General features: G+C 44.8%; 28 protein-coding genes and 4 riboswitches. Of the genes, 20 read left to right on the top strand and 8 right to left on the bottom strand.

Features of this window, described 5'->3' with window-relative positions:
• The first annotated feature begins 117 nt into the window (after positions 1–117).
• The 6 genes from EJA10_RS16235 (at position 118) to EJA10_RS16210 (ending at position 6,044) form a co-directional block, all read left to right on the top strand.
• Positions 118–987, top strand: coding sequence for a hypothetical protein (locus EJA10_RS16235; protein ID WP_125481077.1), 870 nt, complete (start codon positions 118–120; stop codon positions 985–987).
• Between the two features lie 83 nt (positions 988–1,070).
• A complete protein-coding gene (locus EJA10_RS16230) occupies positions 1,071–2,177 on the top strand; it encodes a glycosyltransferase family 4 protein (RefSeq protein ID WP_125481076.1) in 1,107 nt (368 codons plus the stop codon).
• Positions 2,174–2,956, top strand: coding sequence for a HipA family kinase (locus EJA10_RS16225; protein ID WP_125481075.1), 783 nt, complete (start codon positions 2,174–2,176; stop codon positions 2,954–2,956). Before EJA10_RS16230 ends, EJA10_RS16225 begins: the two co-directional genes overlap by 4 nt.
• Before the next feature lie 126 nt (positions 2,957–3,082).
• A complete protein-coding gene (galU, locus tag EJA10_RS16220) occupies positions 3,083–3,979 on the top strand; it encodes a UTP--glucose-1-phosphate uridylyltransferase GalU (protein WP_125481074.1) in 897 nt (298 codons plus the stop codon).
• A 1-nt stretch (position 3,980) separates the two neighbouring features.
• A complete protein-coding gene (locus EJA10_RS16215) occupies positions 3,981–5,303 on the top strand; it encodes a UDP-glucose dehydrogenase family protein (protein ID WP_125481073.1) in 1,323 nt (440 codons plus the stop codon).
• Between the two features lie 93 nt (positions 5,304–5,396).
• Positions 5,397–6,044, top strand: coding sequence for a phosphatase PAP2 family protein (locus EJA10_RS16210; protein WP_125481072.1), 648 nt, complete (start codon positions 5,397–5,399; stop codon positions 6,042–6,044).
• 8 nt (positions 6,045–6,052) lie between these two features.
• Here the strand turns inward: EJA10_RS16210 and EJA10_RS16205 are convergent, their stop codons facing one another.
• On the bottom strand, positions 6,053–6,274 hold the full coding sequence (locus EJA10_RS16205; RefSeq protein ID WP_125481071.1) for a hypothetical protein: 222 nt from the start codon (positions 6,272–6,274) through the stop codon (positions 6,053–6,055).
• Between the two features lie 306 nt (positions 6,275–6,580).
• Between EJA10_RS16205 and EJA10_RS16200 the strand changes: the two genes are divergently transcribed.
• The 3 genes from EJA10_RS16200 to cydS are packed head-to-tail and all read left to right on the top strand — an operon-like array spanning position 6,581 to position 9,060.
• A complete protein-coding gene (locus EJA10_RS16200; RefSeq protein WP_125481070.1) occupies positions 6,581–7,927 on the top strand; it encodes a cytochrome ubiquinol oxidase subunit I in 1,347 nt (448 codons plus the stop codon).
• Positions 7,924–8,949, top strand: a complete 1,026-nt coding sequence (locus tag EJA10_RS16195; protein WP_125481069.1) for a cytochrome d ubiquinol oxidase subunit II — start codon at positions 7,924–7,926, stop codon at positions 8,947–8,949. The genes EJA10_RS16200 and EJA10_RS16195 overlap by 4 nt, the downstream gene beginning before the upstream one ends.
• Before the next feature lie 12 nt (positions 8,950–8,961).
• Entirely contained in the window at positions 8,962–9,060 is a 99-nt protein-coding gene (cydS, locus tag EJA10_RS24090; protein ID WP_425462105.1) for a cytochrome bd oxidase small subunit CydS family protein, read from the top strand.
• A gap of 109 nt (positions 9,061–9,169) precedes the next feature.
• On the opposite strand, the gene EJA10_RS16190 is transcribed toward cydS, so the two are convergent.
• Positions 9,170–9,493, bottom strand: coding sequence for a BC1872 family protein (locus EJA10_RS16190; RefSeq protein WP_125481068.1), 324 nt, complete (start codon positions 9,491–9,493; stop codon positions 9,170–9,172).
• Positions 9,494–9,632: 139 nt separating this feature from the next.
• Between EJA10_RS16190 and EJA10_RS23970 the strand changes: the two genes are divergently transcribed.
• The 9 genes from EJA10_RS23970 (at position 9,633) to EJA10_RS16155 (ending at position 17,513) form a co-directional block, all read left to right on the top strand.
• Positions 9,633–9,761, top strand: a complete 129-nt coding sequence (locus EJA10_RS23970) for a hypothetical protein (RefSeq protein ID WP_281274528.1) — start codon at positions 9,633–9,635, stop codon at positions 9,759–9,761.
• Positions 9,762–9,782: 21 nt separating this feature from the next.
• Positions 9,783–9,905 carry a hypothetical protein gene (locus EJA10_RS23965; RefSeq protein WP_281274527.1) on the top strand — a complete coding sequence of 41 codons (123 nt, stop codon included), beginning with the start codon at positions 9,783–9,785 and terminating at the stop codon, positions 9,903–9,905.
• Between the two features lie 113 nt (positions 9,906–10,018).
• Positions 10,019–11,611 carry an ATP-binding protein gene (locus EJA10_RS16185; protein WP_125481067.1) on the top strand — a complete coding sequence of 531 codons (1,593 nt, stop codon included), beginning with the start codon at positions 10,019–10,021 and terminating at the stop codon, positions 11,609–11,611.
• Between the two features lie 27 nt (positions 11,612–11,638).
• Entirely contained in the window at positions 11,639–12,319 is a 681-nt protein-coding gene (locus tag EJA10_RS16180) for a response regulator (protein ID WP_342773933.1), read from the top strand.
• Between the two features lie 178 nt (positions 12,320–12,497).
• Entirely contained in the window at positions 12,498–13,508 is a 1,011-nt protein-coding gene (locus tag EJA10_RS16175; RefSeq protein ID WP_125481066.1) for a Bug family tripartite tricarboxylate transporter substrate binding protein, read from the top strand.
• Positions 13,509–13,590: 82 nt separating this feature from the next.
• Positions 13,591–14,049 carry a tripartite tricarboxylate transporter TctB family protein gene (locus EJA10_RS16170; RefSeq protein WP_125481065.1) on the top strand — a complete coding sequence of 153 codons (459 nt, stop codon included), beginning with the start codon at positions 13,591–13,593 and terminating at the stop codon, positions 14,047–14,049.
• Positions 14,050–14,061: 12 nt separating this feature from the next.
• The gene (locus tag EJA10_RS16165; RefSeq protein ID WP_125481064.1) at positions 14,062–15,579 is read left to right on the top strand and encodes a tripartite tricarboxylate transporter permease; all 1,518 of its coding nucleotides are present in this window, start codon (positions 14,062–14,064) and stop codon (positions 15,577–15,579) included.
• Between the two features lie 882 nt (positions 15,580–16,461).
• Positions 16,462–16,719 (top strand): hypothetical protein, encoded by a 258-nt coding sequence (locus EJA10_RS16160; protein WP_125481063.1) that lies wholly within the window; start codon positions 16,462–16,464, stop codon positions 16,717–16,719.
• A gap of 143 nt (positions 16,720–16,862) precedes the next feature.
• Complete coding sequence (locus EJA10_RS16155; RefSeq protein ID WP_342773932.1) at positions 16,863–17,513, top strand: C39 family peptidase; 651 nt, start codon at positions 16,863–16,865, stop codon at positions 17,511–17,513.
• Between the two features lie 39 nt (positions 17,514–17,552).
• Here the strand turns inward: EJA10_RS16155 and EJA10_RS23465 are convergent, their stop codons facing one another.
• Together EJA10_RS23465 and map are read right to left on the bottom strand one after the other, a co-directional pair.
• A complete protein-coding gene (locus EJA10_RS23465) occupies positions 17,553–17,723 on the bottom strand; it encodes a hypothetical protein (protein WP_170169166.1) in 171 nt (56 codons plus the stop codon).
• 108 nt (positions 17,724–17,831) lie between these two features.
• Positions 17,832–18,581 (bottom strand): type I methionyl aminopeptidase, encoded by a 750-nt coding sequence (gene map, locus EJA10_RS16150; RefSeq protein ID WP_125481061.1) that lies wholly within the window; start codon positions 18,579–18,581, stop codon positions 17,832–17,834.
• A gap of 178 nt (positions 18,582–18,759) precedes the next feature.
• On the opposite strand from map, the gene EJA10_RS23960 reads away from it, so the two are divergent.
• Positions 18,760–18,882 (top strand): hypothetical protein, encoded by a 123-nt coding sequence (locus EJA10_RS23960; RefSeq protein WP_281274529.1) that lies wholly within the window; start codon positions 18,760–18,762, stop codon positions 18,880–18,882.
• A 72-nt stretch (positions 18,883–18,954) separates the two neighbouring features.
• Here the strand turns inward: EJA10_RS23960 and EJA10_RS16145 are convergent, their stop codons facing one another.
• The 4 genes from EJA10_RS16145 to EJA10_RS16130 form a co-directional block, all read right to left on the bottom strand.
• Positions 18,955–20,169 (bottom strand): M20 family metallopeptidase, encoded by a 1,215-nt coding sequence (locus EJA10_RS16145; protein WP_125481060.1) that lies wholly within the window; start codon positions 20,167–20,169, stop codon positions 18,955–18,957.
• Positions 20,170–20,262: 93 nt separating this feature from the next.
• Positions 20,263–21,099 carry a MetQ/NlpA family ABC transporter substrate-binding protein gene (locus tag EJA10_RS16140; protein WP_125481059.1) on the bottom strand — a complete coding sequence of 279 codons (837 nt, stop codon included), beginning with the start codon at positions 21,097–21,099 and terminating at the stop codon, positions 20,263–20,265.
• An 18-nt stretch (positions 21,100–21,117) separates the two neighbouring features.
• Complete coding sequence (locus EJA10_RS16135; RefSeq protein WP_125481058.1) at positions 21,118–21,768, bottom strand: methionine ABC transporter permease; 651 nt, start codon at positions 21,766–21,768, stop codon at positions 21,118–21,120.
• Positions 21,758–22,789, bottom strand: a complete 1,032-nt coding sequence (locus EJA10_RS16130) for a methionine ABC transporter ATP-binding protein (RefSeq protein WP_125481057.1) — start codon at positions 22,787–22,789, stop codon at positions 21,758–21,760. The genes EJA10_RS16135 and EJA10_RS16130 overlap by 11 nt, the downstream gene beginning before the upstream one ends.
• 92 nt (positions 22,790–22,881) lie before the next feature.
• Positions 22,882–22,986: riboswitch (SAM riboswitch) on the bottom strand.
• An 82-nt stretch (positions 22,987–23,068) separates the two neighbouring features.
• A riboswitch (SAM riboswitch) is annotated at positions 23,069–23,170 on the bottom strand.
• Positions 23,171–23,259: 89 nt separating this feature from the next.
• A riboswitch (SAM riboswitch) is annotated at positions 23,260–23,363 on the bottom strand.
• A gap of 260 nt (positions 23,364–23,623) precedes the next feature.
• Positions 23,624–23,809, top strand: a riboswitch (cobalamin riboswitch).
• A 144-nt stretch (positions 23,810–23,953) separates the two neighbouring features.
• Here EJA10_RS16130 and EJA10_RS16125 point away from each other — a divergent pair.
• Positions 23,954–24,460 (top strand): acyl-CoA thioesterase, encoded by a 507-nt coding sequence (locus EJA10_RS16125; protein WP_125481056.1) that lies wholly within the window; start codon positions 23,954–23,956, stop codon positions 24,458–24,460.
• Positions 24,461–24,469 lie beyond the last annotated feature (9 nt).

Genomic DNA, 24,469 nt, shown 5'->3' with positions numbered 1-24,469 from the left:
AACATTTTTTATCAATAGATTCCTGCCCTTCCAAATTGGCTTTTCCATGAATTTATTAATAAGAGGAAATTTATTGCCAAAGTAATCTGAAATCATAAAGGTGCAAGGAGGAACGTTGTGAGTACTGAATATGTTGAAAAGCTGATAAAGGATATCGATGTAAAGAACGTCGTGAACGGGGATGTAGAAGTAGTCAATAACTCCCCGCTGGAGATTATTGGTAAAGGGAGGCAGGGGGCAGTCTTCCGGTACACAGATGATATTTGCATAAAAGTATATGGGAACACGGAAGATTGTGAACGGGAACATTACGCCATGTATTTAGGGCAAAAATCGAACATGTTTCCGCTGCTTTATGCAGCAGGGGATAATTATATCGTGATGGAGATCGTCAAGGGAGTGGATTTACGGGAATATCTTCAATCCCAGCCCTTAACTGAAACACTTTCCTATAAATTGATAGAGCTGCTGATCACATTTAAAGAAGTTGGCTTTGAACGGATTGACCACCATAAAAGGCAAATTTATATTCAGCCGGATGGCAGCTTAAAGGTCATTGACGTGGGAAGGACCATTTGGAGAAACCGTGTATATCCATATCCTCGGAAATTATTGAATTCATTAGGAAAAGAAAATAAGGCTAAATTTTTGTCCCATTTAAAATTATTGGCGCCTGAGCTCTATGAGGAATGGGAGTACTATATGAAAATGGAGGCCTTATCAAGGGAGATTTATCAGGTTTTACTGAAAAAGAAATCGAACAAGGATGCAGTTAGTGTTCTAAGCAAGAAGGTTCTATTGACACATGATGAACAGGAACAAATCAGTCAGCTTGAAAACCTTGTGAGGAAGGTTTTTAAAGAGGAATGGGTGAAGACAATGCTGGCAAAAGGTTATAACCCAGATAAAGTAATGGAGGCAATCGATAAACATTGGGAAAGAGCAGAAAAACGCTCTTTAAATAGTAAAGATGATAATAAAGATTGAAGCTATAAATATGAATCTGAAAACTTGATTAAATCATTATAGCTGCTTAGGAGATGCCCAATTTAATCCGAGGAGCTACTAATATGAAAGTACTAGTAATCTGGAGGCTGTTGACAGTCGGCGGGGTCAACGCAGGCTGGCGTAATCGGTCGATTTACTTTAAAAAGCACGGGATTGACACGGAGTTCTTGTATACGACAGATCATGGGGGCCTTCACATAATGGAGGATATTGCTCCGGTCTATTTAACGAAGGATAAACAAGAAATTGTGGAGATCATCCAGAAAAACGCGTACGACGCAGTTATTGTTGTAGACACTGGTGCTGCTTATAAATGGCTTAAAAAGGCCAATTACACAGGTCCGGTGATTGTCGAAGCGAGGACACCTGAGATCATTAAGCTCCAGCCGCATATAAAATTCTTCAATGGCGTACAACCCGTTTCCATCATCGTTCCTTCCCAGTATCAGAAAAGAGTCGTGTCCATACTGACCGAAGCGAAGCCGATCAATGTCATTTATAACGGAATTGATACTTCTTTTTTTAAGCCGCTGCCGGATAAAGACATCGATTTTAACAGTGCTCCGTTTTTGCCGGAAAATAAAAAGATTATTGGGTGGATTGGCAGGCTGGATAAGCGTAAGAATTGGCCGATGCTTCTCGAGGTCGCCAAGAGGATAAAGAGGGAGAGGGACGACGTGGAAATTTGGGTGATTGGGGGAGCGCAGAGTGTTCAGCGGGAAGAGTTTGCAGCAAAATGGAAGGAAGAAAACCTGACTGACACGGTAAAATGGTTCCCGGTCATCCCTTATCAGCAAATGCCCCATGTTTACGCAAAAATCAGGAAATCGGGCGGCTGTACTTTGGCAACTACTAGATCTGAGTCATTCGGCAACACCTTTATTGAGTCGATGGCATGTGGTGTGCCGGTAGTCGCCTCCAACATGATGCCGGTAACAGAGCTGGTTGTAAATGGTCAAACAGGCAATCTTTATCGAGGGCAAAATATAGATGATGCAGTCAGGAAGCTTTATGACATTCTTGACAACCCACAACTTCAAAGGAAAATGTCCAATGCGGCCAGCCTCCATGTCCAGGAGCAGTTTGCCATTGAAGTAGTGGCAGAGCAGTATATGGATTTATTATACGAAATCGTTCACGGTGAAAGAACGGGGGTGATCGAATCGTGATACAGCCTGTATGCTATCGTAAAAAGCTGGAAGGGAAATCGAACGCACACCTCATTACTTTTGATGATGGCAGGAACTATGTGGTGAAGTTTTTCCAGGAGGGGTTTGAAAGAACACTGCCTAATGAGTGGATCTCCTATTGTTTGGCTAGATATCTTGATCTCCCAGTTCCATATGCCCAGATAATCGAAATTCCGCAGACGTTCGTTTCCCAGACTCCTGAACTCTCACAGGTGGCGACCTCTCAATTTCAATTCGCCTCCTTATATATTCAGGATTGCCTTGATGGGCATGAGGTGACTGAAGTGCCTAACATTCTAAACCATGACAAACTGGCCGGTATCATTGTGTTTGATTACTGGTTAAGCAACCATGACCGGACACGGAAAAATATTTTATTGCGTGAGGAGTCACCCAGTTCCTATCGTTTATGGATGATTGATCAGGCAGAGGTTTTAGGGTCATATAATTGGCAGCTTTCGGATCTGGAAAAAATGAATACGAAATTGTTGAAAAGCGCTACCCATAAACTAATTGCCGGCTTTATTAAGGATGAGCAGGAATTTGATGATTATATCGAACTTACACAGACAATCCCCATTTTTTTAATAGAGGAAATCGTATCGATCATCCCGGATGAATGGCTGGTCTCAAAGGAGGAGAAAAAGGCGATTGTCAGTGCGTTAGTGACACGAAGGAATAAGGTTCTGCCCAAGCTGATCAAGCAATTTATAAAAAAAGTATATTTACCCTTGCCTAAAAAGTGCAGCGACTCCTAGCCATTAGGCATGGAGTTTTTCTGAGCATCTTTCTGAAGTCTTTTTTCATATTGATAGGCCTTTAACGTGCCGGGAGCCTGACCATTTGAATATACAAGACTATGGAATTCGAAAGGGAGGCAGCATATGAAGATTCGAAAAGCAATCATCCCGGCTGCAGGGCTGGGGACAAGATTTTTGCCGGCGACAAAGGCACAGCCGAAGGAAATGCTGCCGATCGTTGATAAACCAACCATCCAATACATTGTAGAGGAAGCAGTCGCCTCGGGTATCGAGGAGATCATTATCATCATCGGCAGAGGAAAACGATCGATAGAGGACCATTTTGATAAGTCCTATGAACTGGAAGATGCATTATTGAGGAAGAATAAGCTTGATATTCTGGAGGAAGTCCAGAGTATCTCGAGCCTGGCCAATATCTATTATGTCAGGCAAAAAGAGGCGCTGGGCCTGGGGCATGCCATCCTCTGCGCCAAAAGTTTCATAGGCAATGAACCGTTCGCCGTTTTACTTGGCGATGACATTGTGATGTCTGAAACACCTTGCCTGAAGCAAATCATCAAGGTTTTTGAATACTGCAACAGCTCCGTTGTTGCGATCCAGAAAGTGCCCGATCAGGACGTCAGCAAATACGGAATCATCAAGCCAAAGGGAGCGAATCTTGAGCCGAATTTATTTTATATCGATAAATTGGTCGAAAAGCCAGCGAAGGAAGACGCGCCATCCAATTACGCAATCATGGGGCGCTATGTGTTGAGGCCGGAGATCTTTGAGGTCCTGGCGGAGCTGCCTGCCGGACATGGGGGGGAGCTGCAGCTGACCGATGCCATCAATGAGCTGAACAACCGGCAGGCTGTATTAGGCTACCATTTCGAGGGCAAGCGCTATGACATTGGAGATAAAATCGGCTTCATCAAGGCAACGATGGATTTCGCGCTGCAAAGGGAAGACACAAGGGACGATGTGATCCAGTATTTAAAAGATGTGTACGAGATGCCGGGCATGAAGAGAGAGAGTGACTGACATGAAAATCGCTGTACTAGGAACAGGATATGTCGGGCTATCGACTGGCGTCTGCCTCGCGGAAATCGGACATGATGTGATTTGCATTGACGTTGATGAACGGAAAATTGAAACCCTCAAGCAAGGAAAGTCTCCGATCTATGAGCCCGGTCTTGAAGAGCTTCTCACTAAAAACGCCTCAGCAGGGAGACTGTCTTTTACCACCTCTCACAAAATTGCGATAAACCATGCTGACATTATCATCATCGCTGTCGGCACACCTCAGAGTGATGATGGACGTGCAGACCTTGGCTATCTAGAGCAGGCCGCAAGGGACCTCGCAGACAATATCGCCCGCGATTCGATTGTCGTCATCAAAAGTACTGTGCCAGTGGGCACGAACGATTATTTAAAACAATTATTACAGGTGCAATTGAAGGATAAAGTGGAAATCATGATGGTTTCCAACCCTGAGTTTTTGAGACAGGGGTCAGCGATCGAGGATACGTTAAAAGCTGACCGGATCATCATTGGCTCTGACGATCAGGAAGCCTCACGTAAAATACAGGAGATGTACCGGCCGCTTAACGTCCCGTTTTTATTGACGGATGTAAGAAGTGCCGAAATGATCAAATACGCTTCCAATGCTTTTTTGGCGATGAAAATCAGTTTCATCAATGCAATCGCCAATCTATGCGAAGCAGCAGGAGCAGATGTGGAGGATGTTTCGAAGGGAATGGGCTTTGATAAGCGGATAGGCTCAGCTTTTTTGAATGCCGGGATTGGGTATGGCGGTTCCTGTTTCCCAAAGGATGTAAAAGCGCTGCTGCATACATCCAGGGAGTACGGAGTCCCCTTTAGCTTATTGAGAGAAACGATTAGCATCAATGAAATTCAGCAAGAACTTCTTGTCGAAAAGGCTTTGAAACGATTCGGAGATCTAAAAGGGAAGAAAATCGCCTTGCTCGGCCTTTCCTTCAAGCCAGAAACGGATGACATGAGGGAAGCGCCATCAATCAAAATCGCCCGCTCTTTAACTGCGGCAGGTGCGGAAGTTGCTGCATACGACCCAGTCGCAGCCAGTAATGCCAGGAAAGTCATCGGTGACGTCATTACCTATACAAACTCAGCATTGGAAGCGGCAAAAGGGACAGATGCTTTGTTTATTGTCACAGAGTGGGAAGAATTCAGAACACTTGACGCAGCAGGTCTACTGGATGTCATGAAGCAGCGGATTATCTTCGACGGCAGGAATTGTTTGACGGAAACCGCCCTTCAGGCATGCAGGACAGTTGAATATTATCCAGTCGGGCGACCGGCGGTGATTTTAAAAAGGGATGAGTGAACTCATCCCTTCTTTTTCTTCATCAACTTTTGAAAATGGCGGATCAGGGAATAGTAAGGGTGATGAAAAAGGGGAAGTGGAGGGACAAGCTTCATGAAGTTTAATCTCAGGCTATTCTTGGCCTTTTTTGGTTCGCTGGTTGGATTTATCCTTATGTCTTACCTGGTCCGGGCTGATCATTTGGTGCTGTTCGACAGGGCTGTCATCAATCGTGTCCAGGGGCTTGAAGCAGGGTGGCTGACAGCAGCGATGAAATTTTTCACCTTTATTGGTTCGACCAGGGTGATTGTCATCCTTTCGATTCTCATTTTCTTCTTTCTGTTTTATGTGTTAAAACACAGGCTGGAAATCCTCGTTTTCCTGGCTGTTGTGTTCTGTACGCCGATTCTGAACAGATTGCTGAAGATGTATTTTCATCGGGCTCGCCCTGACTTTAACCGGCTGATTGAGATCGGGGGATACAGTTTTCCGAGCGGCCATGCGATGAATGCATTTTCTTTTTACTCTATCCTTGCTTTCCTTTTATGGCGCCATGTGCCAACCAGGCTGGGAAGAGTTGCTGTCATCCTCTTCAGCAGTTTCATGATCGTCGCGATTGGGATAAGCAGAGTATATCTGGGTGTCCATTATCCAAGTGATATCATAGGTGGTTTTCTTGCCAGCGGATTGTGGGTCGCAGCTGTAATCTGGTTCTTCCAAAGATATAAGGAAAAGCTGGGAATCAGGGACCGTACACACTGACTAGATCATCACTTCTTCACTGCAAAATAAATAAAGTTCCCAATGAAAATAAACGGGCTGGCAAAAATGAACATGACCAGAAGCCAGCCGGCACCTTCCCCGTTATTGCCTGAGAGCTTTACAAGGATAAACGTACTTGCTGCTGCCCCGATCAGCATCAGGATATAAAGCAAAACGGCTTTTAAAAACGCCCAGCCGAGCCCTTTCTTCTCATTCCAAAACTTTAACATTTTCTTTTTCTCCCATTGTGCTTTGTTTTTTAACTTATTCGATATATACACACCATTTCCTTTTATTTCGTTTTAACCGGCCTGAGATTGGGAATAAAAAGAAAAGTGGCATTAGGGATTACATATCATATTTCTCTCACAATTATGCTGTATAAACAAATGTGATTTAGTGAACAAACTCTAGAGGTGACATTATGTATAAAAAACAAGAAAGAATGCTCATGTGGCTGGCCTTTATTGTCGCGGCAATCATGGGTCTGTCTTTTATCGGACGAATCTTTGCTGGATAGAAAAGGGGAATAGTGAATGGGAAACGAAGAATCCGTTTTTTTCAGCCGTGTCCTTACTGAGTTGACGTTATCGTTCCACATTATTTACGCTACGATTGGCGTGGGGATACCGCTTATGATCATGATTGCTCAGTGGGTGGGAATCAAAAAACAGGATGAACATTATATTCTGCTGGCAAGAAGATGGACGCGCGGTTTTGTCATTACCGTAGCTGTTGGGGTCGTGACAGGAACTGCCATCGGACTTCAGCTATCGCTGCTTTGGCCGAATTTTATGGAGCTGGCCGGGAATGTCATCGCCCTTCCGCTGTTCATGGAAACCTTCGCGTTCTTTTTTGAAGCAATCTTTCTCGGTATCTACCTATACACATGGGACCGATTTGAAAATCAGAAAAAGCATTTGCTGCTGTTGATTCCTGTTGCAATCGGGGCTTCTTTTTCAGCCGTGTTCATCACCATTGTCAATGCGTTCATGAATGCGCCGCAAGGCTTCGACCTCGTTAACGGGGAGCTGGTGAACATCAATCCAATCCTTGCGATGTTCAATCCGGCGATGCCGACGAAGGTCGCCCATGTCCTGGCGACTGCCTATATGACATCCGCCTTTATTCTCGCATCCATTGGGGCTTACCGATTGCTAAAAGGCTCGGACCATATCTACCATAAAAAAGCGTTATTATTGACGATGAAAATTGGACTGGTTTTTTCTATTGCTGCAGCGGTAATCGGAGACTTCTCCGGTAAATATCTGGCAGAATACCAGCCTGAAAAGCTGGCAGCGGCAGAGTGGCATTTTGAGACACATGAAGGGGCCCCTTTGATGCTATATGGAATCCTCGATGATGGTGAAGTGAAATATGCGATCAAAATTCCATACGCACTCAGTATCCTGGCTCACAGCGACCCGAATGCAGAGGTAATCGGGCTCGATCAATTTAAGGAAGATGAAATACCGCCGCTGTATATCCATTATTTATTTGACGGCATGGTGACAATCGGAATCTGGATGACGCTGTTATCGCTTGTCTATGTTGTCGGTGCCTGGCTGAAGTGGAGTTTTATCCGGACTCGGTGGTATCGATGGCTCATCGTCCTTGGAGGGCCGTTGTCAATGGTTGCGATTGAGCTTGGATGGTGGTTTGCTGAGGTAGGACGGCAGCCATGGATCCTTCGCGGCATCATGAGAACAGAGGAGGCGGCAACGACAAGCGGCCAGGTCGATATGATGCTGATTTTGTTTGCCGGGTTATACCTCATCCTCGCAATCGGCAGCGTCGTTGTTTTGACGAGGATGTTCCGCAAGAATCCAGTCGAACAAGAGCTGGCTGACAGAGAGCTCGAGAAGGAAGGTGATAAGCGATGACACTTGAGATTATCGGGATTTCAGTCCTTTGGTTATTTCTTTTTGGCTATGTCATCGTTGCCTCGATTGATTTTGGGGCCGGCTTCTTCAATGCCTACAGCCTGTTCAGGGGGAAACAGCATATCCTGACGCGCATTATCCAGCGTTATCTATCGCCTGTCTGGGAAGTCACCAATGTATTTCTGGTCTTCTTTTTCGTGGGGATTGTCGGCTTTTTCCCGAAGACGGCTTACTATTATGGCACCATCCTGCTCGTACCAGCCAGCATTGGGGTTGTCCTGCTCGCGATCCGCGGTGCTTATTATGCTTTCACGACCTATGGCGGGCTGAAACACAAAAGATATACCTATCTTTATGGTCTTTCCGGTCTATTCATCCCGGCATCGCTATCGATCGTCCTGACGATTTCTGAAGGCGGCTTTGTGACCGAGACAGCATCAGGGATACAATTGGATTACTGGGCACTGTTCACAAGCCCGCTGACATGGAGCATCGTTGTCCTCAGTCTGGCGGCTGTCCTGTATATATCGGCAGTATTTTTAACGTGGTACGCAAATAAGGCACAGGATGAACCCGCTGCCGAGCTGCTGAGGAAATACGCGCTGATCTGGTCTGTTCCGACCATTGTGACCGCAACCGGCATCATTATCGAGCTCAAGGACCACAATCCGGAGCATTACAGCAGATTGATCGATGTTTGGTGGATGTTTGCTCTGAGCTTTATATTATTTGCCGGGACGGTCTATCTGATTGGCAAGCGGAAGGCTTACGGAGTCGCCTTCGGGCTGCTGACAGGCCAATTTCTCATCGCGTTCTTTGCATACGGTATATCACATTACCCGTACCTGCTCTATCCGTATCTGACCATCTACGACAGCTTTACAAATGAAGCGATGGCGATAGCTTTAATCATTGCCTTCATTGCAGGACTGGGACTGCTCCTCCCATCCCTGTACCTGCTGCTAAAGCTTTTTCTATTCAATAAAGATTATGTCCAAGGTAAGCGGGACGACCATGCTTAGGAGGGATTTTTAATGGAAGAATTTTTAATGTTCTACGCCCCATTCCTCGTCATCATCAGTTCCATCATCGCCTCCTTTTGGCTGGCAGGAAAAGATGAGAGGGTAGAATAAAACAGAGGGACGGTTCTCCTGTTTTTTCCATTTCAACACGAGAACCCTTCTCCTGTTTCAACCGTGAAGCGCAACTCCACAAATAACCATGCTTAAGAAAGTGCCTTTTTTATGAAAGTTTACGCCATAAGCTAGTGCTTGTGACAACGGAATCATTCTCAATAATGGCATAGGCAGCGTTGGTGATGGCTTCAGCTAGTGTTTCACCAGTGCCTTTATATTGGTTAAACAAAGCTTCATTTTCACCATTTGAAGTAAAGGTATACCCCAACTTCTCCAATCTCTCCACAATCAGCATGGCATGCAGAAGGTTCTGCACAGGCTGGAATTCAGAGTCATTTATGAATACGCCTCTTTCGTAGTCGAACCAGCGGTCCCAACGGTTCAACTTCCATCCTAAAACCCTCCGTGCAATGGCATCCGTTTTTGTCATTTTGATCTTCCTCTCCTTTTATTGTTATATAACAGAGCTATTAATTAGATTATATTGCATAACAGAACGTGGGTGCAATTAAAATAAATTTTATTTTTCTTTTTCTTTTTGAGCATCTTAAAAAATGGGGGTGACTAACATGAGCGGAAAGGAAATCAGCCAGCCTAATGTAAGATTAGGCGGAAAAATCGCCAAAGAAAAAGGACGCACAAATGGTGAGCTGGGTAATGACCAGGACATCAATTCATTCAAGAGCCGAAAAAAATAACGGAAGAAAGGAGGACTGCATATGACAAACAAAAACGATAACCGTGAACGCAAGAACAAATATCCAAACAATAAACAGGATCATGCTTCAAAAGCGGTCAACATCCGAAGCGACATGACCCAAAAGGATATGAAAAATCAGTAATGGAAACAGGCCGCGGGACAGCCGCGGCTTTTTCAATTTTTTACAAGGGTGACAATTATCCCGTTTATTATTAGAATATTAATAGATTTATAATAATTTCAACCGGGGTAACTATGAAACCAAAAAAACTTCCCATGTCCCTGCAGACGAAAATCATAGGCTCAAATATTGTGAACACGATTTTTATTATCTTCATTTTTCTTGTTATCTCATTGGTAATTGAATACAAACAACTTGAAAGGCAGATGGGAAATCAGGCGCTTCAATTAGCCAGGACCCTGGCATCCATGCCGTCTGTTATATCGGCTTTTGACGATAAAGATCCATCCATAACATTGCAGCCGCTGATGAATAAAATCAGGAAAGAAACTGGCGCGGAATTTATTGTTGTCGGAAACACGAACGGGATCCGTTATGCCCATCCTGATGACAAGAAATTAGGCTTGTCCATGGTTGGCGGAGACAATAGCCCTGCCTTGAAAGGCGAATTCTATGTCTCAAAAGCAAAAGGCTCCCTTGGCATGTCAATCAGGGGGAAGGGCCCGATCATTGATCAGCAAGGGAAAATCGTAGGCATCATTTCCGTTGGCTATTTGATATCCGACCTCCAGGAAGACGCCTTCCAGCGAGGAAAGGAAATCGGCCTGATTTCATTGATAGTCGTGCTGATCGGCATACTGGCAAGCTATCTGCTAGCCAGAAATATCAGGAGGACAACCCTGGGACTCGAGCCTCATGAAATGACCTCTCTGTACCTGGAAAGAAATGCGATTCTGTATTCAATAAAAGAAGGCATCATTTCCGTGGATAAAGAGGGTTTCGTCACGATGATTAACCAGTCAGCAAAGGAGCTCCTTAATATAAAAGAAGAGATTGTGAACCACAAAATTGAAAGCATTCTGCCCAACACGGGAGTGTACAGGGTTTTGGAATCCGGCAAGCCGGACCGGGATCATGAAATCATCTTAAGGAATAAACATATGATCATCAATCGAACTCCGATTTTTGAAAAGGGCGAAGTAATTGGTGTGGTCTCTACTTTCCGGGATAAGACAGAAATCAATAAAATGATCGAAACTCTTTCTGAGGTACAAAAATATTCAGAGGACCTGCGCGCACAGACCCATGAATTCTCCAATAAGCTTTATGTTATATCGGGTTTGCTTCAACTGGGGAAATATGATGAAGCAATTGAAATGATCCAGGCTGAATCGGCCCTGCATGAAAACCAAAACAAGATTATCTTTGACCAGATTTTCGATACAAAAATCCAGGCGTTATTGCTGGGCAAGCTGGGCAAAGCTTCAGAGAAAAAAATCCGCTTCGTGATAGATGAAAACAGCAGTATGGGTCCGCTTCCAAAACATATTTCCTATTCATACGTCATTTCAATCATTGGCAACTTGATCGACAATGCGTTCGAGGCAGTGGAGGGGAATCCGGCCGGAGAGGTTACTTTTTTTGCAATCGATGTCGGCGAAGACTTGATCATCGAAGTGTATGACAATGGTCCAGGGATATCAGCTGAACAGACAGAGAAGATTTTCGAAACCGGCTATTCAACAAAAGGGGAAGAAAATCGTGGTTTCGGCCTTGCCATCGTCAAGCAGTCAGTCGAAAAACTGGCTGGAACCATCGAGGTTCAATCCAATCCAGGGAAAGGGACCGTCCTGGCTGTATACCTCCCTAAAAAAATGGCAAGCTAGACTACTAGAATGATAAAAAATGAGGTGATGTCTTTGATCAAAGCGGCCATTGCAGAAGACGATTTCAGGGTGGCTTCCATCCATGAACAATTTTTAGAAAAAATATCTGGTGTTGAGGTCGTGGGAAAAGCTTTGAATGCAACAGAAACGATGTCCCTCCTCGAAAGCCAGGAAGTCGATGTATTATTGCTGGATAACTATCTGCCGGACAGGAGCGGTGTATCGATGCTCACAGAAATTAGAAAGAAATATGAAAATCTGGATATCATCTTGATCACTGCTTCTACAGAACGTAAAGTGGTCGAGCCTTCGATCCGTAACGGCGTCATAGACTATATTGTCAAGCCGGCTACATTTGAACGGTTCAAGGAGGCCCTGGACAAAGCAGTCAGGAGAAGAGAACTTCTGGAATCAAACGATGAATTCTATCAGGCAGTGATCGACCGAGTGTTTTCAGGAGGAGGACAAGGCAATATTGAACCAGATACTCTCCCGAAAGGAATCGATCCGCTTACGCTTGCGAAAGTGGAGGAAACACTTAAATCTCTCCATAACGGAATTAATGCGGAGGATTTAAGTGAGTACCTGGGTGCCTCGAGAACTACTGCCAGAAGGTATTTGGAATATTTGATTTCAATCGGAAAGGCAAAGGCAGAACTGGGATATGGAATTGTTGGAAGGCCGGAACGGAAATATTTTTTAGTTTGAGAAGCATCTTCTTTGATGAGAAGGTGTTTTTTTTATTCCCAACTTGCCTTCGTGAACAAAATGAACAAAATAGCCAAAAAAAATTTTATGCAAGTAAAATTGGAAACGGTTACATTCTTATTATTCTGAATTAATATAGCATTTAAGGATGGAAGAATGTAAACAAGGGGGAAACAAAATGAAAAAGTTTTTAGCTACGGCTGCTGCCTTCACGATGCTGCTTGCAGCTGGATGCTCGAACCAGTCATCTGGTGAAACCGGAAAAAGCGGGGAAAATGGAGACTGGAAACCGACACAGCCAATTGAAATCACAGCACCTGCAGGACCTGGCGGCGGTTGGGATACGACCGCGCGAATGGTTTCCCAGGTTTTCGAACAGGAAAAAATGATTGAGAAGCGCCTTCCGGTCGTCAATAAAGCCGGCGGTGGCGGAGCAATCGGCTGGGCTTATATTGCAGGAAAGAAAGAAAGCGAGCACCATATGTTCGTGGCTTCTCCACCATTGGTTTTGGTTCCGCTGAATGGACAGTCCGAGTATGGGTATGAGGATTTCACACCACTGGCAAACGTGATTGCAGACTACGGTGCATTCGTCGTTAAAGCAGACGCAAAATGGAATAACCTCAACGATTTATTCGAAGATATGAAAAAGGATCCAACAAGCGTCAGTGTAATCGGTACATCATCACCAGGAAGCATGGACCACATGCAGTTTGTGAAGATTGCCAAGGCGGCCGGTGTTGACGTGACAAAGATCAAGTACATTTCCGACCCGGATGCAGGCGGCCTTACTGCTGTACTGAACGGAAGTGTCGATGTGTATACAACGGGTGTAGCCGAAACGATTGAACAGGTTAAAGCAGGGAAGATCAAGGTCCTTGGCATCACTTCAGAAGAGAGACTGGAAGGAGAAGTTTTATCTGACTTCCAGACTGCTAAGGAACAAGGGATTGACGAAACATTTGTAAACTGGAGAGGCTTCTTCGGTCCTCCCGGCATGGACCCTGCAGCCGTCAAATACTATGAAGAAAAATTCAAAGAGCTGAGCGATTCACCAGCATGGGATGAAATCCGTAAAAAGTACGGATGGGGAGAACTGTATATGGACAGCAAAGAATACAGCGAATTCCTCAAAAAAGAAGCTGAAGATATGGAAGCTCTTTTGAAAGAGTTAGGCTTGGCTCGTTAAGATAGAATAAGTAAGCTTGATCGAAAGATAGGGCAGGTCATTCTGTTCTATCTTTCATTCTATTATAAGAGGTGAACTGAAAATGCTAGTCAGGATCAATCAAAAGCTTGCAGTTGTCTTAGCAGTGCTGGCAGGAGTCTATTTATTTTTAAGCTTTAATTTGCCTAAATACCAGAATGCCATCATTGATGCCGATATGGTACCGAAAGGTCTTGGTGTTCTGCTGCTGTTCTTCGCAGTCCTGCTTTATTTTGATAAAAAAGAGGAAACCGAAGCTGAAAAAAAGAAACGGACGATGACAAGAGGAAATGTCCTGATATTATTGGCCGTCCTTGCTTTCATTTTAATTTATATCTTTTTACTCGAGATGGTCGGCTTTTTAATCATGACAGCTTTATTTATCTTTGGATGCTCGCTGTTCCTTGGATACAGGAAGCACGTATCGAACGCCATCGTTTCAATCGTATTTTCACTTGTCATTTATGGGCTGTTCAACTATCTTCTGAAGATCAATCTGCCAGCGGGGATCATCCCGTTGTAAGGAGGCGAGAGCATGGATGCGTTTAATGGATTAATGTCTGGATTTCAGGTAGCTTTCAGTTTGCAGGGAATCCTGTTTGTATTTATTGGTGTATTTGTAGGGACGTTCATCGGAATGATGCCCGGTCTTGGACCAATCAGTGCGATCGCGATCATGATTCCGATCACGTACAGCATGGATCCGACAGTAGCGCTGGTCATGATGGCCGGAGTCTATTACGGAGCGATTTTTGGCGGTTCCAGCTCGTCCATTCTCTTGAATGCGCCTGGAGTAGCCGGGACTGTTGCCACGGCATTCGATGGCTATCCGATGGCCCAGCAGGGGAAGGCAGGAAAAGCGCTGGCGATTGCGGCCATCGCATCGTTCACAGGGGGGACGGTCAGTGTTATCTTATTGATGCTCTTCACGCCAATCCTGTCCGCCGTTGCTGTATCGTTCGGGCCGGCTGAATATTTCGCCTTGATGTTCCTGGGCCTGACAGCGATTTCTAGCTTATCAGATGGTTCGACAATCAAGGCATTTATCTCGGCAACATTAGGCTTCATGGTGGTTACGATCGGGATTGACAGCCAGACGGGAACAAGCAGGTTTACATTTGGCAATCCGAATCTTCTGGAGGGTATCGATTTCCTGGTCATCGCACTCGGGTTATTTGCACTCGCTGAAGTTAGTACTCTAGTATTAAACCGCAAGGACACGACGATGAACGATAATAAAGATCTCGGCAGCCTGCGAATTTCCAAAGAGGATTTTAAGGAAATGAGCGGCCCGATGACAAGGCAATCGTTCCTCGGCTTTCTTATTGGTGTCTTGCCAGGGGCAGGAGCAACGATTGCTTCCTTTATCGCTTATATCACAGAGAAAAAGCTGGCGAAAAAACCAGAGGAATTCGGGAAAGGCTCCATCAAAGGACTTGCCGCACCGGAAACAGCAAATAACGCGGCTACCGGCGGAGCTTTCGTGCCGCTTCTCAGCCTGGGGATCCCGGGGTCTGGAACAACAGCCGTTTTATTAGGGGCATTTTTAGTGTTAGGCGTCCAGCCAGGTCCATTGTTGATTCAGGACAGGCCTGAAGTGTTCTGGGGCATCATCGCAAGTATGTATGTCGGGAATATCTTTTTGTTGATTCTCAACCTCCCGCTCATTCCGTACATTGCAAAAGTACTTCGGATTCCAAGGCCGCTGCTGATCTCACTCGTCATCATTTTCAGCTTGATCGGAGTGTATGCCATCAGCTTCAACACGTTTGATTTATACATGTTAGTCGTCTTCGGAATCATTGGATTCCTGATGAGGATGTTTTCGTTTCCTGCGGCACCGTTTATCCTTGCCTTCATCCTTGGCGGAATGATGGAACAAGCCTTCAGGCAAACATTGACGATCTCAAACGGAAGCCTAGCCATCTTCCTCGACAAGCCAATCGCGTTGACACTGATTGTTGTCAGCTTGCTGACGATTCTGGTTCCCCTATATACAGGACGCAGGAAACTCAAAGTAAACAATGAAGATCATACAGGTAAAACATTATAAGAAACAAGTTACGGAAGCTTTCCCAAATCTTTTGGGAAAGCTTTTTTATCTTTGATGGAATGCCCTATTGACCTAAATAATCGAAAACTGGATTTTAAGGTAAGCAATCGGTGTAATGGGCGCCCTAAATAATCGAAAAATGGATTTTAAGGTAACCAATCGGCATCATGGGTGCCCTAAATTATTGAAAACTGGATTTCAAGGTAACCAATCGGCGCCATGGGTGCCCTAAATTATCGAAAACCGGATTTTAAGATAACCAATCGGCATCATGGGTGCCCTAAATTATTGAAAACTGGATTTCAAGGTAACCAATCGGCATCATGGGTGCCCTAAATTATCGAAAACCGGATTTTAAGGTAACCAATCGGCATCATGGGTGCCCTAAATTATTGAAAACTGGATTTCAAGGTAACCAATCGGCATCATGGGTGCCCTAAATTATCGAAAACCGGATTTTAAGGTAACCAATCGGCGTCATGGGTGCCCTAAATTATCAGAAACTAGATTTTTAGGTAACCAATCAGTACTATTGAATTCTTCGTTTTCCATTAACAGGAAATCCAAGTATCCGATAAGTCTCATTGGCTCCACACTCCACCTAAAAAGTGGAAAATGTGATATCCAATCAACCTCATTGGAACATTGTTTTACCAAGAACTAGAAAATGCGCAACCAAATAGGCTTCATTGGTTCCATTTTTACCAAAAACTAGATATTATGCTGACCAATAGCTTTCTTTTTCAAAAACTAGATATCATGGAAACAATTACATCCCTTACATTTCCAAAATTTACTCCCCCTCTTTCCCAGTTAAAACGTTTACAAGCATTCAATTAGGCAATAGGTATAGTAGATTCTGATTAAGGAAGGAGTGGCAACATGAAGAAGAAAAACTTACTATTATCACTCACTCTCGGTACAGGTCTATTGCTAACCGGCTGCGGAAACACAGAGGAGCCGCCGCCAGAAGAGGATCCGATGCTTGAACAGGAAGAACAGCAGCCAGAACAACAAGCACCTCCTGCACCGGATGGATCCACTGAAGATTCAGGTGAACCTACAGAGGGCACTACAGAAGGTGACGAGAACCTGACTGAGGAAGAAATGGATGACATTGAAGAGTCAACTGAAAATTAATGCAGCTTAAGAAGCCTTAGAACCGTATTGGTTCTAAGGTTTTTTGCTGGAAAAAATGATCCTGCGATTAGCGCAAAGCGAATAGGGAATATGGACTGTAAACAAGTTTACAAGGAGAGAAGAAGGTTGAAAAAATAATTTTATTGCTTGGGCTGTTCCTGGCAGGGTGTTCTGGGGATGAAAATCCTCCGCCAGAATCGGAACAAAAAAACGAGGCTAAAATTAATGCTCCCCATATTTCGCAGCTGCCAGAATTGGAGAGGGGCTGTGAGGTCACGACCCTTGCGATGCTGTTGCAGCATGCGGGAGAGGATGTCGATAAAATGGAACTTTTTGAAGAAATAGAAAAGGTCCCCTTTGAAAGAGAAGGGAAGAGGGGGCATCCGAGTGAAGGCTTCGTCGGCAATATGGAGACAATGGACGAACCTGGTCTTGGTGTCTATCATGGCCCGGTAGCAGAATTAGCAGAAAAATACCTCCCTGATAAAATCGAAGATCTGACGGGCGAGGATTTTGAGAAAGTTCTCGAGCACGTTGCAGATGGGCGTCCAGTGTGGGTGTTGGTCACAAGCACATTCGATGTTGTGCCTGAAGAAGAGTGGGAAACATGGGATACGAACGAAGGAAAAGAGAAAATCACCTACATATGGCACTCTGTCCTTGTTACCGGTTTTGATGAAGAATATATTTACGTAAACGATCCCCTCGAAGGTAAAAACGATCAGCTGCCAAGAGAGCAGTTCATTGCTGGCTGGGAGCAGTTCGGCAGCCAGGCTATCACGTATGAGGATTAGTACACAAAAAAGCTGTTCCGCAACGGGAACAGCTTTTTGTTATTCTTGGTCGCCATCAGACTCTTCTTCATCAAGCTTGAAATCCTCATCCTCGATATCGTTTTCAGTATCCTCGACAGGCGGCTCATTTTCCTGGTCCGTCTCAGCTGAACAGCCGGCAACAAAGATGGAAAATGCCAGTGGAATTCCGAACAAAAGTCTTTTATTCATGGTAAAACTCCTTCCTATCTGTTGTGTTAATAATCCATACCCGGCAGAGGCCCTGGTAAACTAAGTAAAGACAGAAAAGACCCCTGAAAACATTCAGGGGTCTGCTGGCTACTCGGATTTAGTAATGACGATCGGTCCGCTCTTTGTGAGGATGATGGTATGCTCACATTGCGCGACAAAGCTGCTTTCAGTGGCGTAAGTCCACTCGTCGTTATCATATTGGAACACTTCTTCTTCCCTTGTTGAGATAAATGGTTCAAATGCAATGACCATTCCTTCTTTTAAAAGCTCGTCGTCCCATGGTTCATTATAATTATAGATGTGGTTTGGCGCTTCATGGATGGTTCGGCCGATTCCATGTCCTGTAAGGTTTTTGATTACAGTGAAGCCATTGTTTCGGGCAGTCGCCATGACGGCTTTTCCCAGCCCGCTTTTCTTTGAACCGGGCTTGGCTTTTTTCAGTCCGGCTTCAAAGGCTTCAACAGCAGTATTGCAAAGCTTTGTCAAAACGGGATCTCCTTCTCCGACAACAAAAGAAATTCCCGTATCGGCAAAGTACCCATTTTTCGAGCCCGAAACATCTACATTGACAAGGTCGCCTTCCTTGATTACGCGGCTGCCAGGTATCCCATGTGCCACCTCTTCATTGACGCTGATACATGTATATCCCGGGAAATTATATTCACCCATCGGAGCCGAAATCGCGCCATGCTCCTCGAACATTTTTCCGGCAATTTCATCAAGCTCTTTCGTCGTGATTCCAGGTACCGTTCTTTGCACGAGTTCATCCCGAATCACGGCCACAATCCTTCCAATCTCTTTCAATCCATTAAAATCTTCTTCTGTTTTTGCAATCATACTGATTTCCTTCCCAAATTCGAATTATTTTATTAGATTATCCTTTTTTAGAATGAAAATCCATACATTGAGCTCTAAAACTTAAATCTGTCCGATTCCTGGCTCAAGTATAGCCCGAAAAAATGAACATAAACTAATCACGTAATCTCTCTTGTTGGACGATAAGGAGGTGAAAATTTTGGCGAAAAATAAGCCTAAACATAATCAGGCTCTTCCAAAAGCAGATGTGGAATTTGCTGAAGAAAGAGGAAAAGGTATGGAAAAAGTGGCATTGAAGGCACAGGAAAAGGTGAATAAGTAACGTTTAAGTGAAGGTATCTTAATTGCGAAAAAGACCCTTGCGATTTACAAGGGTCTTTCCGATTTCGCAATATTACACGGTTTCTGCTGCTTTTCGAAGCTCGAACTCAGCTTTAATCTCCTTCAATAAATCTTCATCTGTTAGCAGCTGGAGCGCGGTCAGTGCAAGTGCTTTGGCTCCTTTAAGGAGGGCTTCATCTCCTAGCTCAGATGCTGCTGCTTCCCGGAATGGAACGGTATGGGCAACGAGATTATCCGGCCCGATTTTGATGTAAGGGTGGATTGTTGGTACGACCTGGCTGATATTGCCGGCATCTGTGGAACCGATGCCTTCCCTATCGCCAATGGCTACCGTTTCACCCAGCTCCTCGATGACATCCTTGAAGACTTCATTATAGCGATCATTCAAAAGAAGGTTATCGACTTCGTTCTGGAAAGCGATGACATTGAGCTGTGCTCCAGTTGCAAGGGCTGCACCTTCAGCAACTGCTTTTACGCGGCGGGTTACTTCATTTAGTCTGGCCCTTGTTGCCGCACGGATGAAGAAGCGTGCTTTTGCATATTCAGGAATGATATTTGGCGCATCACCGCCATGGGTGATGATTCCGTGGATTCTCACATCATCGGTAAGCTGCTGTCTAAGTGCATTGATTCCGTTGAAAAGCTGGATGATAGCATCTAATGCATTGATCCCTTCATGCGGAGAAGCAGCTGCATGCGCCGGCTTTCCGATAAACTCAAAGTCAAGCGGGTCGACGGCAAGGGAGCTGGATGTCAGCCGTGTTTGTCCTGAAGGGTGCAGCATCAGTGCAGCATCGATGTCTTCGACAAGTCCGTGTTTGACAAAGCTTCCTTTCGCACTGCCATTAGGTCCGCCTTCTTCGGCAGGAGTCCCGAACACGACTGCTTCACCGCCTGTTTCATTTAAAACGGTGCTCAAAGCAATGGCTGCTGCGACACTGGTTGTTCCAATGATATTATGTCCGCATGCATGGCCGATTCCTGGGAGTGCGTCATATTCGGCAAGGAAGGCAATGGAAGGTCCCGGTCTATCCGATTTCTTGCGTGCCACGAACGAGGTTTCATGCCCGGCAACCGCTTTTTCAACTTCAAATTCTTCGTCTTCAAGGATTTGAATCAGCTGTGAAGATGCAAAAAATTCTTCATTGCCAATTTCCGGCCGTGCATGGATGGCATGGCTTGTTTGTAGATAACGCTCCTTATGAAGTTCAACATTCCCGACAATAACATCTTTTAATTCGTTACGTGATTTTACTGGTGATGACATCTTTTATTCCTCCCTGGATTCGTATTTTATATGGAGCGGGAAGGGCGGAGCCGCCTCCGCTCTGTTACAGCAATCTGCTACGTTATGGTTGGTTTACCAGCCAATCTCACTAAGCGGGACGAATGTAGGAATTGAATTGCCCTTATACTCCTTCTCGATGAACTCTTTAGTGTCATCTTCCTGGTAAAGCTCAGCTAAACGCTTCAAAGTCTTGTTGTCTTTGTCTTCTGCTTTTACAGCAATGATGTTGATGTATGGAGTGGCCGTTGCACTTTCAAGGAAAATAGCATCGTCTTTTGGCGTAAGACCTGCGTCAACAGCGATTCCGTTGTTGATCAACGAAGCAGCCACGTCAGGCAATACCCTTGGCGTCTGTCCGGCAACAATCGTAACAAACTCAAGGTTCTTAGGGTTCTTAGTGATTTTGTCCAGGGAGCCGATTCCATCAAAGCCTTCTTCAAGCTCAATCAAGCCAGCTTCCTGCAGCAACAGAAGACCTCTCCCCATGTTCGTCGCTTCGTTGGCAAGGGCAATTTTCCCGCCTTCAGGAATGTCTTTCACATCTTTGTATTTATCTGAATAAATGCCCATTGGCGCAATCACCGTAGTAGCGATTGGGACAAGATCAAGCTTGTGTTCTTTGATGAAAGCGTCAAAATAAGAAACAGTCTGGAAGGAGTTCGCATCCAATTCACCTTCAGCAAGGGCAAGGTTTGGCTGCACATAGTCTGAGAAAGTGACGATTTCCACTTCAATCCCTTCTTTTTCCGCTTTCTTCGCTACAAAATTCCAAACGCGGTGATCGGTTCCGCTTACGCCCAGTTTCACTTTTACGGTTTCTCCGCCTTTTGCCGATGATGAAGAGCTTGAGCATGCTGTGCTGAATGCTGCCAGAGTAAGTACGATCAGAGTTAATAGTAGTTTTTTCATTTTTGTTTTCCTCCTTGGTTATCTTCTTCTGATTTTTTTAGCTGTGATATTTCCGAGTGATTGCAGGCCCTGGACCATCACAATCAAAATTCCTACTGTAATCAGCATCGTTGTAGTATCAAATCGCTGATAGCCATATGTAATGGCCAAATCTCCAAGTCCGCCGCCGCCAATCGCACCTGCCATAGCCGAAGCACCAATCAAGCCGACTGTCGCAATCGTGAAGGCGAGGATCAGGGAACTCATGGCTTCAGGGAGAATGAATTTAAAAACAATCTGCCATGGAGTTGCGCCCATTGCCTCAGCTGCTTCAATCACACCCGGGTCGACTTCAAGAAGTGAGTTCTCTACCAATCTTGCAATATACGGCCCTGCATAAAAGACAAGCGGAACAACTGCCGCCGCAGTGCCAATCGATGTTCCGACAAGAAATCTCGTAATCGGAATGATCGCTACCAGCAGGATGATGAACGGAACCGAACGGAACACGTTGATGATGCCATTCAGGACATTGAAGAACGGAGCGTTCTCTAGCAAATGGCCTTTCCGGGTCACGACAAGCGCAATTCCCAGAGGCACACCCAGCACTGCTGAAAACAGCAGGGAAAAGGCGACCATTTGCAATGTTTCAATTAAGGCCTGGATGATTTGATCTGAATTAACTAGCATGTGCTTTCACTTCCTTTATGCTTACTTTTTGCTGGTTGATAAAATTAAGGGCGCGCAGAATTTCTTTGTCACTTCCCTGGAACTCGACGATCAGGTTTCCAAATGGGATTCCCTGGAGCTCTGTGATGTTACCGAAAAGGACATTGACATCCACATCGAACTTCTTTGCCAGCTGGGATAAAAGCGGCTGGCCTGCGGAGTGGCCAACAAAGTTAATCCGGAATACCTTTTGAAGCCCTGAATGCTCCTCGATGATCTTCCGCACCGAATCTGGAATACTGTCGTTCATGATGGAGCTGACAAAGTTCCTTGCGGTTTTTGTTTTTGGTGCTGAAAAGACATTGAAAACCGAGCCTTCCTCAATAATCCGTCCTTCTTCGATAACGGCGACCCGGTCGCAAATTTCACGGATGACGGACATTTCATGGGTAATGATCAAAATCGTGATGTTGTATTCTTTGTTAATTTTCTTCAGCAGCTGAAGAATGGAACTCGTTGTCTGCGGATCGAGTGCAGATGTTGCTTCGTCACAGAGCAGGATTTTTGGCTGGGTTGCAAGGGCACGCGCGATGCCAATCCGCTGCTTTTGTCCGCCGGAAAGCTGGTCCGGGTAATTGTTTGCTTTGTCAGCCAGGCCGACAAATTCAAGCAGCTGATGGACTCGCTCTTTTATTTGCTCCTTAGGAGTTTTGGCAAGGATCAGCGGCATTGCTACATTCTCAAAAACCGTTTTTGAATTTAAAAGATTGAAATGCTGGAAAACCATCCCGATGTTCCTCTTGATCTCCCGTACTTCTTTTACAGAAAGGGAAGTCAGATCGTGGCCATCGACAATGACCTTTCCTGAAGTCGGCCGTTCCAGCAGGTTCACGCAGCGGATCAGCGAGCTTTTTCCTGCTCCGCTAAAACCAATCACCCCGAAAATCTCTCCTTCGTTAATGTTCAGATCTATGCCATTGAGTGCGGCTACCTTTTGTCCGCCACTTTCGTAGACCTTTTTTACTTGTTCAAAAGTAATCATCTGTCTGCCTCCTTACGTAATTGGGTAGAAAAAAGCCCTCTTCCCGGAAACAGGAAGAGGGCAAGCCTGAATAAATACAGGGCTAACTTCTCTTCTTATCTCCCAAGCTATTGCTTGCTGGATTTGGCACAGTCCTCCAAAAGGAGTCCGCTGCCGAGGCTTCATAGGGCCAGTCCCTCTGCCTCTCTTGATAAGAAAATATGAGTATGAATTGAGTGAGGATTTTGGAAAATAAAAATCCCCTTCAGAAAGAAGAGGACATGAAATAACATGGTTCTCTTCTTATCTGTCAAGCAATGCTTGCTGGAATTGGCACAGTCTCCAAATGGATCCGCTGCCGAGGCTTCATAGGGCCAGTCCCTCTGCCTCTCTTGATAAGAAAATACAGTATTAAGTTGTATCTGGGATTTTTTGCCAAAATAAAAGTCCCCTTCAGAAAGAAGAGGACATAAAATGAAAAGTTTGGCCTCTTCTTATCTGTCAAGCTCTTGCCTGCTGGATTTGGCACAGTCACCCATTGGGTTCCGCTGCCGAGGTGTCATAGGGCCAGTCCCTCAACCTCTCTGGATAAGAAGGTAACGAATATTTGGTTTTAAATCTTGTTTTCTACTTTACTGCGGCAGAGAGAATGTGTCAATCATTTTTTGAAAAAAATTTTCGTAAATCGAAAAACGGGTAATTTGATGGGTGTGTAGGTCAAAAGTGGGGGAGGAGTAAACAAAGATGTTCAAAAAATCTTTTAGACAAAATGGTTGAATTTCCCGAAACTATCATTTAATATCTAGTAATATAACACGATATATTGTGTTTATCGAAAAGAAAACAACTATATATTGAATTACCAGTAAGTATGGTGTCTAATTGAAGACTTAATAGGGAATCTGGTGAAAGTCCAGAACTGTTCCCGCAACTGTAAGTGCTGACGAAATGAGGAAAGACCACTGTCTGATAAATAGATGGGAAGGCCTCAGAGTAGGGTGAAGCACAAGTCAGGAGACCTGCCATATTTATTCGTGTTATCTTCTTCGGGAATTGGGAAGGTATTGCGGGGATTATTTGGTAGGCTTTCTATGTCTATTAATACATCAACGTAACTGAAACCCATCCTTTGTGATGGGTTTTTCTCATTTTCCAGGAACTATTTTATAAAAAGGAGCCTGAGAAATGAACGAATTATCCTCTCATGTATCAAGAACTATCCAAACACGCCTTGTCCTTCCGCCGGACACGAACCATTTGGGAACGATTTTTGGAGGGACGGTTTTGTCCTATATTGATGAAATTGCGGCTATTTCTGCAATGAAGCACAGCAGGAGGGCAGTCGTGACGGCATCGATTGACTCTGTGAATTTCCTGTCGTCTGCGGAAGTGGGGGATATCTTGACGCTTGAAGCAGTTGTCGTCTCAACAGGTAGGACGTCCATGGAGGTGTTTGTAAAGGTGGAGAGTGAAAACCTGCAATTGAACAGAAAAACACTTACCACCACGTCCATTCTGACGATGGTCGCCAAGGATGAAACTGGCAAGCCTGTCCCTGTAGCAGGGGTGAAACCTGAAACCGAGGAAGAACGCTTTTTATTATCAACAGCTGAAGAAAGAAGGCAGCGGCGGTTGGAAATGAGGAAAAAATCGAACGGAGGGACCTACCTTGAGCATTCAAGCAAAAAATAGTCTGATAGA

It is taken from the genome of Mesobacillus subterraneus, from assembly GCF_003937825.1.
Lineage (GTDB): Bacteria > Bacillota > Bacilli > Bacillales > Cytobacillaceae > Mesobacillus > Mesobacillus subterraneus.
This window is presented reverse-complemented; position numbering and strand designations above follow the sequence as displayed.

What these genes read in the sequence shown, in the direction of transcription:
- EJA10_RS16230 (WP_125481076.1), top strand. Translation starts at nt 1,071, where the DNA reads ATGAAAGTACTAGTAATCTGGAGGCTGTTGACAGTCGGCGGGGTCAAC.
- galU (WP_125481074.1), top strand. Translation starts at nt 3,083, where the DNA reads ATGAAGATTCGAAAAGCAATCATCCCGGCTGCAGGGCTGGGGACAAGA.
- EJA10_RS16215 (WP_125481073.1), top strand. Translation starts at nt 3,981, where the DNA reads ATGAAAATCGCTGTACTAGGAACAGGATATGTCGGGCTATCGACTGGC.
- EJA10_RS16210 (WP_125481072.1), top strand. Translation starts at nt 5,397, where the DNA reads ATGAAGTTTAATCTCAGGCTATTCTTGGCCTTTTTTGGTTCGCTGGTT.
- EJA10_RS16205 (WP_125481071.1), bottom strand. Translation starts at nt 6,274, where the DNA reads ATGTTAAAGTTTTGGAATGAGAAGAAAGGGCTCGGCTGGGCGTTTTTA.
- EJA10_RS16200 (WP_125481070.1), top strand. Translation starts at nt 6,581, where the DNA reads ATGGGAAACGAAGAATCCGTTTTTTTCAGCCGTGTCCTTACTGAGTTG.
- EJA10_RS16195 (WP_125481069.1), top strand. Translation starts at nt 7,924, where the DNA reads ATGACACTTGAGATTATCGGGATTTCAGTCCTTTGGTTATTTCTTTTT.
- cydS (WP_425462105.1), top strand. Translation starts at nt 8,962, where the DNA reads ATGGAAGAATTTTTAATGTTCTACGCCCCATTCCTCGTCATCATCAGT.
- EJA10_RS16190 (WP_125481068.1), bottom strand. Translation starts at nt 9,493, where the DNA reads ATGACAAAAACGGATGCCATTGCACGGAGGGTTTTAGGATGGAAGTTG.
- EJA10_RS23970 (WP_281274528.1), top strand. Translation starts at nt 9,633, where the DNA reads ATGAGCGGAAAGGAAATCAGCCAGCCTAATGTAAGATTAGGCGGAAAA.
- EJA10_RS23965 (WP_281274527.1), top strand. Translation starts at nt 9,783, where the DNA reads ATGACAAACAAAAACGATAACCGTGAACGCAAGAACAAATATCCAAAC.
- EJA10_RS16185 (WP_125481067.1), top strand. Translation starts at nt 10,019, where the DNA reads ATGAAACCAAAAAAACTTCCCATGTCCCTGCAGACGAAAATCATAGGC.
- EJA10_RS16180 (WP_342773933.1), top strand. Translation starts at nt 11,639, where the DNA reads ATGTCTTTGATCAAAGCGGCCATTGCAGAAGACGATTTCAGGGTGGCT.
- EJA10_RS16175 (WP_125481066.1), top strand. Translation starts at nt 12,498, where the DNA reads ATGAAAAAGTTTTTAGCTACGGCTGCTGCCTTCACGATGCTGCTTGCA.
- EJA10_RS16170 (WP_125481065.1), top strand. Translation starts at nt 13,591, where the DNA reads ATGCTAGTCAGGATCAATCAAAAGCTTGCAGTTGTCTTAGCAGTGCTG.
- EJA10_RS16165 (WP_125481064.1), top strand. Translation starts at nt 14,062, where the DNA reads ATGGATGCGTTTAATGGATTAATGTCTGGATTTCAGGTAGCTTTCAGT.
- EJA10_RS16160 (WP_125481063.1), top strand. Translation starts at nt 16,462, where the DNA reads ATGAAGAAGAAAAACTTACTATTATCACTCACTCTCGGTACAGGTCTA.
- EJA10_RS23465 (WP_170169166.1), bottom strand. Translation starts at nt 17,723, where the DNA reads ATGAATAAAAGACTTTTGTTCGGAATTCCACTGGCATTTTCCATCTTT.
- map (WP_125481061.1), bottom strand. Translation starts at nt 18,581, where the DNA reads ATGATTGCAAAAACAGAAGAAGATTTTAATGGATTGAAAGAGATTGGA.
- EJA10_RS16145 (WP_125481060.1), bottom strand. Translation starts at nt 20,169, where the DNA reads ATGTCATCACCAGTAAAATCACGTAACGAATTAAAAGATGTTATTGTC.
- EJA10_RS16140 (WP_125481059.1), bottom strand. Translation starts at nt 21,099, where the DNA reads ATGAAAAAACTACTATTAACTCTGATCGTACTTACTCTGGCAGCATTC.
- EJA10_RS16135 (WP_125481058.1), bottom strand. Translation starts at nt 21,768, where the DNA reads ATGCTAGTTAATTCAGATCAAATCATCCAGGCCTTAATTGAAACATTG.
- EJA10_RS16130 (WP_125481057.1), bottom strand. Translation starts at nt 22,789, where the DNA reads ATGATTACTTTTGAACAAGTAAAAAAGGTCTACGAAAGTGGCGGACAA.
- EJA10_RS16125 (WP_125481056.1), top strand. Translation starts at nt 23,954, where the DNA reads ATGAACGAATTATCCTCTCATGTATCAAGAACTATCCAAACACGCCTT.